Genomic DNA, 6,252 nt, shown 5'->3' with positions numbered 1-6,252 from the left:
GTAACAAGAGCGCAAAAGACCTTTACACAGGACTTTTACGCTTTTTTCTCGGTAAGTTATCACTGTTAGTTTGGTGTCATACCTTTTCTATCAATATATCGAAAATATACAAAGTATTCAGGCAGACATCTTCGGAAGTAACCCCATTTGTAAGTAGATTAACTTATCAAGTCTTTCACTGAGTGTGACAGTTTCCGCGGAGGTAAAACCTTTCGATAGCCCTGTTCTTATCATTTTATTTCTTAAATTTTCGATTTGCACAAAAAGATCATCATTTTTCATTATCAGTTAACTCCTTAATATTTGACTAGGTAACTTAGTTTACCAATTGAAAGCGGATTCACGTAACTAGTTTTCATCATCAAATATCGACACATTACTACCACCTTCATGTTGTTTATGACATTAATTTTATTGTTACACTCGTAATATGTTGAATACTGGATTCTACCGATGAATAAAATTCACTTTTCTGTCACAAATGATAAATAAGAATGAAACTTTTGGTGCCTGACACCACCATAAAAAAGACGAGATTTCTCCTCTCGTCTTTTTTACATGCTTAACGCTTGATTCTTGTCACCCCAAGTGCGTTATTTTCCCAGATGATTTTTTCTATGGTTTCCCACTGCTGTTCTTCGCAGCGAATCATCAGGACAATTTCTGATGCGATTTTTTTGGTCCCAGCTTTGTTTTTTTTAACAATCAACAATTTTATCAAAAATCCGAGAAGTAACCCGCTGACTGCCCCAATAATCCCCCAGATAATCGGACCCCATTTTAATACATATCCGTAGATTGCGCCTAATAGCATCAAACAAGTACCGAGCATGGCGGATGCATCAAAAAGACTTAGGCCGTCCGCTCGATGAATCGTATCAAATAATTTTCGCTGTTCCGCTCGTTTATCGAGAGGGGCTGCTAATATCTTTTCGTTTGAAATTCCGTTTTTTTCCAGAGACGTAATAGCTAACTCAATAAAAATGGAATTTTCGAAAGTGGCAATGACAAACAATCAACTCACACTCACTTCCTACAATGGATAAAGAAAATCTTTACTTTGATATTTTTGCCGCAGGAATTTTGACATTTCTTTCTCAAACAATTTGTTGTGTTCAATCGTTGAAACATAAGAATCATAAATGATAAAAAAATAGATGGAAGGAAAATAAATTGTCCATTGCATATTCAGTACATCTTTAGCTTGCACAAACTCACCAGTCATTGATAAGTGGATAGCTTGCGGAATATGACCTAAATAGCATATGGCTACTGCATAAATAAAAATAAAGAATCCGGTAATAACATGGTGGAAATAAAGATGTCCGAGGCCAGGAAATAAGGCGGACCAGATGAGTGAATTTATTGGTTTTCGTTTATCCAAGTAGTTAATATCCCATGATCCTATTTTCATGTTTAAGATTGGGGCGTCCTCGCGATCAGCTAATATATACTGTTTGTTTAAATCAACGGTCGTCCGATAACTATCCCAAATTCCAAACATATAAATAGCCAGATAAAGAATGAGCCACCTCTGATCCAAAACATCTTTTGCTTTTTCAAATTCACCTAATAAGGTATATAAAATGCCAAGGTTTACTTTCGCCCGATCGTTAATAAAGGTTTCCCATAGAATGAGAATATACCCAGAGATATACCGATGTTGTAAGATATGCCCAAACCCAGGATAAGAGAATGAGAAAAAAGCTGGAATCCACGGGTTCTTTAAGTGCAGCTGTGCGGTTGAAAATTGGGATAAATGCGCTCTCTGCCTTCGAAACGGAGGTATTTGATTCACTTGTAGGCCCTTCTCCTTTATGAAACGTACGTCTTATTATATCGTTTACAAATTATGGGATAGTTATCCATGCTGGGTAGAATTAGTAAATTATCCTCCCTCCATGTAAAATAGTTTTAAGAAAATGAATTTTGGAGTTGAATGAGGATGGTTTGGAAGATTAATAGTTCTATTAAAGAACAGGTAGATCGCTTTGGGGTGATGATCGAAAAGGTGACTCTCCCGAATGGAGAGGAAAAGGACTTTTCCTATTTAGATTTTGCAAAGGGCGTATGTATTCTCCCAATCACGAAGGACAAAGAAATCATCTGCTTAAAACAATATCGTCATGCGATAAAAAGCTGGCAATGGGAGCTACCTGCCGGGATGATTGATAGTGAAAGTGATGCACCAATCGAAACTGCCAAGAGGGAGCTAGAGGAAGAAACAGGCAATAAAGCGGAATATTGGCTGGATTTAGGAAGCTTTTATCCGTCCCCAGGCTCAACTAGCGAGGAAATCTACTTATTTGCGGCAACCGGCCTGACCGCCACAGCGCAAAAATTGGAAAACAGCGAACAAATTGAAGTACATAAATTAACAATGGAAGAAGTAATGTCCTTAGTAATCAACGGTGAATTCAAGCACGGAGCAGGGCTAGCGGCGATCTTGCGGTATATGTTAATGACGGAAAATAACTAAAAAAGTCAAATCAATTCTAACAGCATCACTTTTATAAAAGAAGTAACAACCATATTAAATTGGTCGTTACTTCTTTCCATGTTATATCGCTTGTACACCTTTGACTCCATTGATGGAGTAGCTCACGGTTATTTCTGAATTCAGGGAATGGGAGACGGAGCAGTATTTGTCCTTCGACAGTTGGATTGCCCGGATCACCTTGTCTTCAGGCAGTTCTCCGTCCAACGCATAATGAATATTAATCGTTGTAAAGCGCTTCGGATGATCCTCGGCACGTTCTCCTTTAACGTCCATCTGAAATGCGGAAGGCTCGAGGCGCATTTTATGTAAGACCGAGATAATATCCATTCCTGTACAGCCGGCCACTGCCTGCAGCAGCAGTTCCGTTGGTCGTGGGCCCGAATTCTCTCCTCCAACTTCGGGAGCGGCATCCATGACAATTTCATGACCGGAAGAAGTAACCCCCGCGAACGCCATTTTCTCTTTCCAATTAATAGTTAAATCCATACTCATACCCCTTTCACCTGTTTATTCTTACCCATGAATCACTTCCTTATTTTACATAATGATGAAAAAATAAAAAGGAAACAGTCACACCAATTTATGGCGTTCGGTCTGTTTCCTTATTTTCATCTAAAAATCACCTTCGGATTCTTTTTGAATCCCGGCTTATTTTTTCGAAAGTCCTTCTACATCAATAAATGGCGTGGCTCCGCCTGTTACACTTGGCAGGCGCCCATCCCATTTCTCTAAAGCCTTTTCTTGAACTTCAATTTGCTTTAATTGAATTAATTCCGGGGTTACCTCTTGTTTTTTCAATCGGAGCGCTTCCGCTTCTGCACCGGCTTGAGCGACCTTTTGCTCAGCTTCGATTTTGATTCGTTCGAGATCTCTTTTGGCACGCAATGCATTTTGCTCCGCGGTTTGTTTCGATTCAATTGCTTTATTGAATTCCTCACTAAAAGCAAATTCTTTGATATTGATATCTTCTAGAATCATATAATATTTTGTTAATTTACTAGCAAGCATTTCTTTCACTTTCGCCGATACCTCTGGCCGTTTCGAGATTAATTCTTCCGCCGTGTACTGGGCGGTGATCGCCTTAAGTGATTCGGCAATCGCGGGGTCAACAATTCGAGTCCGATAATCCAAGCCGATTTCTTGATAGAGCTTATTCACCGCTCCTGGATCAGCAGAATAGTTGACAGCCACCATCGCAGTGACCATTTGCAGATCCTTTGAGGCAGCTGTTTGCGAGCTTTCTTCTTTTTGGACCCGGACCTCAATGGGTTGGACGGTTTGAATAAATGGGAGCTTAAAATGAAACCCTTCCGTTAAAATCGTCGGTTTAACGGCCCCTAATTGTAAAAGAACACCTCTATATCCAGAATCAACGGATGTGCTTGAAAAAAAGCCAACCACGATAATAACAAGTGCAATGATTCCACTAATGATCGACTTCGTATAATTCATTCGGATCCCCCCTATATAAAACTATATGAAAATAGCCCCAGTTTTATACGATTTAAAAAAGAGGGAGGGGTGCTGGAAAATTAAGCTCCCGCCTAGAAAAACTTCTCCACCAATTCCACTGAAGTGGGTTTGCTAAAATAGTAGCCTTGGATTTTATGACAGCCAATGCTGCATAAATATTGATACTGCTCCATTTCCTCGACCCCTTCAGCAACTACATTCATCCCCAAATTTCTGCCCATTGCTACTAATGCCCGGCAAACAGACTTTTGATTTTTATTGCTCAGGCCCTGGATAAACGATTTATCAATTTTGATCGTACTAAAAGGGTACTGCACCAGATAACTAATCGAAGAATAGCCGATTCCAAAATCATCAAGAATGATATCGACCCCATATTCTTGCAATTCTCTCATCGTTTTCAAGGTCTTCTCGACATTCGTCATTGCGGTTCGTTCGGTTATTTCAATTTTTATGAATTCCGGTGGTAAATCATATTTTTTTAAGGAATGTTTAATCGATTCAATAAAATGAACCTGATGGATTTGCCTTGCCGGAACATTAATCGAGATATAAAAAGGCGATAGATACTTATCCAGCCATAACCGGCGCTGGTGGCAGACCGTCTCTAAAACCCAATTGCTAAGTTTAATAATTAGGTCAGATTCCTCAGCAATTTGAATGAATTCAACCGGCGGAATACTTCCCAAGACAGGGTGCTGCCAGCGGAGGAGAGCTTCCAGACCGATGGCTTTCTTGGCATACACATCGAAAATAGGCTGATATTCTAAATACAACTCATTTTTTTCAATTGCCCTATGAAGATATTGTTCAAGCAGCATTTTCCGTGACAAGCTTTTGGACATTCCCAATTGATATTGCTGAATACCCGTTTTATTTTCCTTTGCCAAGTACATTGCTTGATCGGCTCTCATCATGAGCACTTCTCCATCTTGCCCATGATCAGGGAAAATACTAGTCCCAATACTGACACTCATTCTGTACTCATGTTCAAGCAGCATAATCGGCTCAGCGACCACCCGGCATATTTTTGCAGCCATTTCCTCTATCATTTGACCATTCGGCAGATTTTTTAATAGAATGACAAATTCGTCCCCACCTTGACGCGCAATGACATCCTCTGTCCGGATATGATTTTTTAGCCGGTTTGCGATGATTTTAATCAACTGATCCCCCATTTTGTGGCCCAGTGAATCGTTGATATCCTTGAACCGATCAATATCGATGAATAGAATCCCAACGAATTGCTTATTGCGCTGCGCCTCCAGTATGGCTGTGCGAAGCTGCTCATCATACTCCCTGCGATTCGGTAATCCTGTTAATGGATCGTGAAAGGCTAAATAAGTCAACTCAGCCTCGGTTCTTTTTCGGTGATCAATATCCATTAAAACCCGGTCAAATCTGACAGGACCAATCGCAAGCTCATCAAAAATGGGCACGATATAATCAATCACCCACTTATCCATACCCTGATGGGTGCGAATCCGGTATTCCAGTTTAATGGATTGCCCCTTGTCTAATAAACCGAGTTGCTCGAGGACATTTGTTTTATCATGAGGATGAAGGATATCCATCCACAAATAGGGGTTTTGAACAAACTCTTCCTCGGAGTAACCCAAAATGCGCTGGCAGGCGGAGGATATTTGAAGCGTCTCCATTGTTTTTGCATCGACAGACCATAAACAAATATCGATTTCATTCAGGATTTTATCCCAATTGCTCGGATCATAAAGTTGATGGATAACCGTACCCTTTTCAGACTTATCTAAAATAAAACCGCAAATTCCTTGAACCAATCCACGAATCTCAAGCGGGATTGAGACAATATCTACTGGAATATTTTTATTGTTTTGGTGCCTGATTTCAATCTGAACCTGAAGTCTTTCTCCGTTCAAAACGGTTTTAATATGCTCAATCGTTTTATCGATATATTCATCATCCAATTGAGAGAGAAAGCTCCTTTTAAAATCTATTTCTCGTTGATACCCTGTTAGCTGGATCGTTGCATCATTAGCAAACACAATTGTACCTTCTAGATCAAGAATATAGCAGGGCACAGGGAGATTTAGCAGAACAGATTTAAAGGTTTGAATAAACAAACTTAAATCGGTGCTTTTACCTTGATTTTTCATTGAGGGCTCCTCTCATGCAATATGCAAAAATACTCATTATTTGTCAATCTTCTACTATTTATCATAAAGGAAATGTAAGATAGATACTGTTCTAAATGTCACTCAAATTGGGCATTTTTTCGACAATCACCAATGTTTCCAAGACAG

The 6,252-nt window shown here is 39.6% G+C and carries 7 protein-coding genes; 1 reads left to right on the top strand and 6 read right to left on the bottom strand.

Annotated elements, in window-relative coordinates:
• Nucleotides 1-117: 117 nt before the first annotated feature.
• The 3 genes from BDR01S_RS25105 to BDR01S_RS24095 form a co-directional block, all read right to left on the bottom strand.
• Nucleotides 118-282 (bottom strand): aspartyl-phosphate phosphatase Spo0E family protein, encoded by a 165-nt coding sequence (locus BDR01S_RS25105; RefSeq protein WP_082797568.1) that lies wholly within the window; start codon nucleotides 280-282, stop codon nucleotides 118-120.
• 280 nt (nucleotides 283-562) lie between these two features.
• On the bottom strand, nucleotides 563-1,015 hold the full coding sequence (locus BDR01S_RS24100) for a hypothetical protein (protein WP_066259275.1): 453 nt from the start codon (nucleotides 1,013-1,015) through the stop codon (nucleotides 563-565).
• An 18-nt stretch (nucleotides 1,016-1,033) separates the two neighbouring features.
• Nucleotides 1,034-1,798 (bottom strand): hypothetical protein, encoded by a 765-nt coding sequence (locus tag BDR01S_RS24095; protein WP_066259277.1) that lies wholly within the window; start codon nucleotides 1,796-1,798, stop codon nucleotides 1,034-1,036.
• Nucleotides 1,799-1,945: 147 nt separating this feature from the next.
• Here BDR01S_RS24095 and BDR01S_RS24090 point away from each other — a divergent pair, with 147 nt between their 5' ends.
• The gene (locus BDR01S_RS24090; RefSeq protein ID WP_066259279.1) at nucleotides 1,946-2,479 is read left to right on the top strand and encodes an NUDIX hydrolase; all 534 of its coding nucleotides are present in this window, start codon (nucleotides 1,946-1,948) and stop codon (nucleotides 2,477-2,479) included.
• A gap of 81 nt (nucleotides 2,480-2,560) precedes the next feature.
• Here BDR01S_RS24090 and BDR01S_RS24085 read toward each other — a convergent pair whose 3' ends face one another.
• The 3 genes from BDR01S_RS24085 to BDR01S_RS24075 form a co-directional block, all read right to left on the bottom strand.
• Entirely contained in the window at nucleotides 2,561-2,986 is a 426-nt protein-coding gene (locus BDR01S_RS24085; RefSeq protein WP_066259280.1) for an OsmC family protein, read from the bottom strand.
• 162 nt (nucleotides 2,987-3,148) lie between these two features.
• Nucleotides 3,149-3,952 (bottom strand): prohibitin family protein, encoded by an 804-nt coding sequence (locus tag BDR01S_RS24080; RefSeq protein WP_066259287.1) that lies wholly within the window; start codon nucleotides 3,950-3,952, stop codon nucleotides 3,149-3,151.
• Between the two features lie 92 nt (nucleotides 3,953-4,044).
• Entirely contained in the window at nucleotides 4,045-6,105 is a 2,061-nt protein-coding gene (locus BDR01S_RS24075) for a sensor domain-containing protein (RefSeq protein WP_066259290.1), read from the bottom strand.
• Between the last annotated feature and the right edge of the window lie 147 nt (nucleotides 6,106-6,252).

This window comes from Neobacillus drentensis NBRC 102427 (assembly GCF_001591445.1).
Classification (GTDB): domain Bacteria; phylum Bacillota; class Bacilli; order Bacillales; family Cytobacillaceae; genus Neobacillus; species Neobacillus drentensis.
This window is presented reverse-complemented; position numbering and strand designations above follow the sequence as displayed.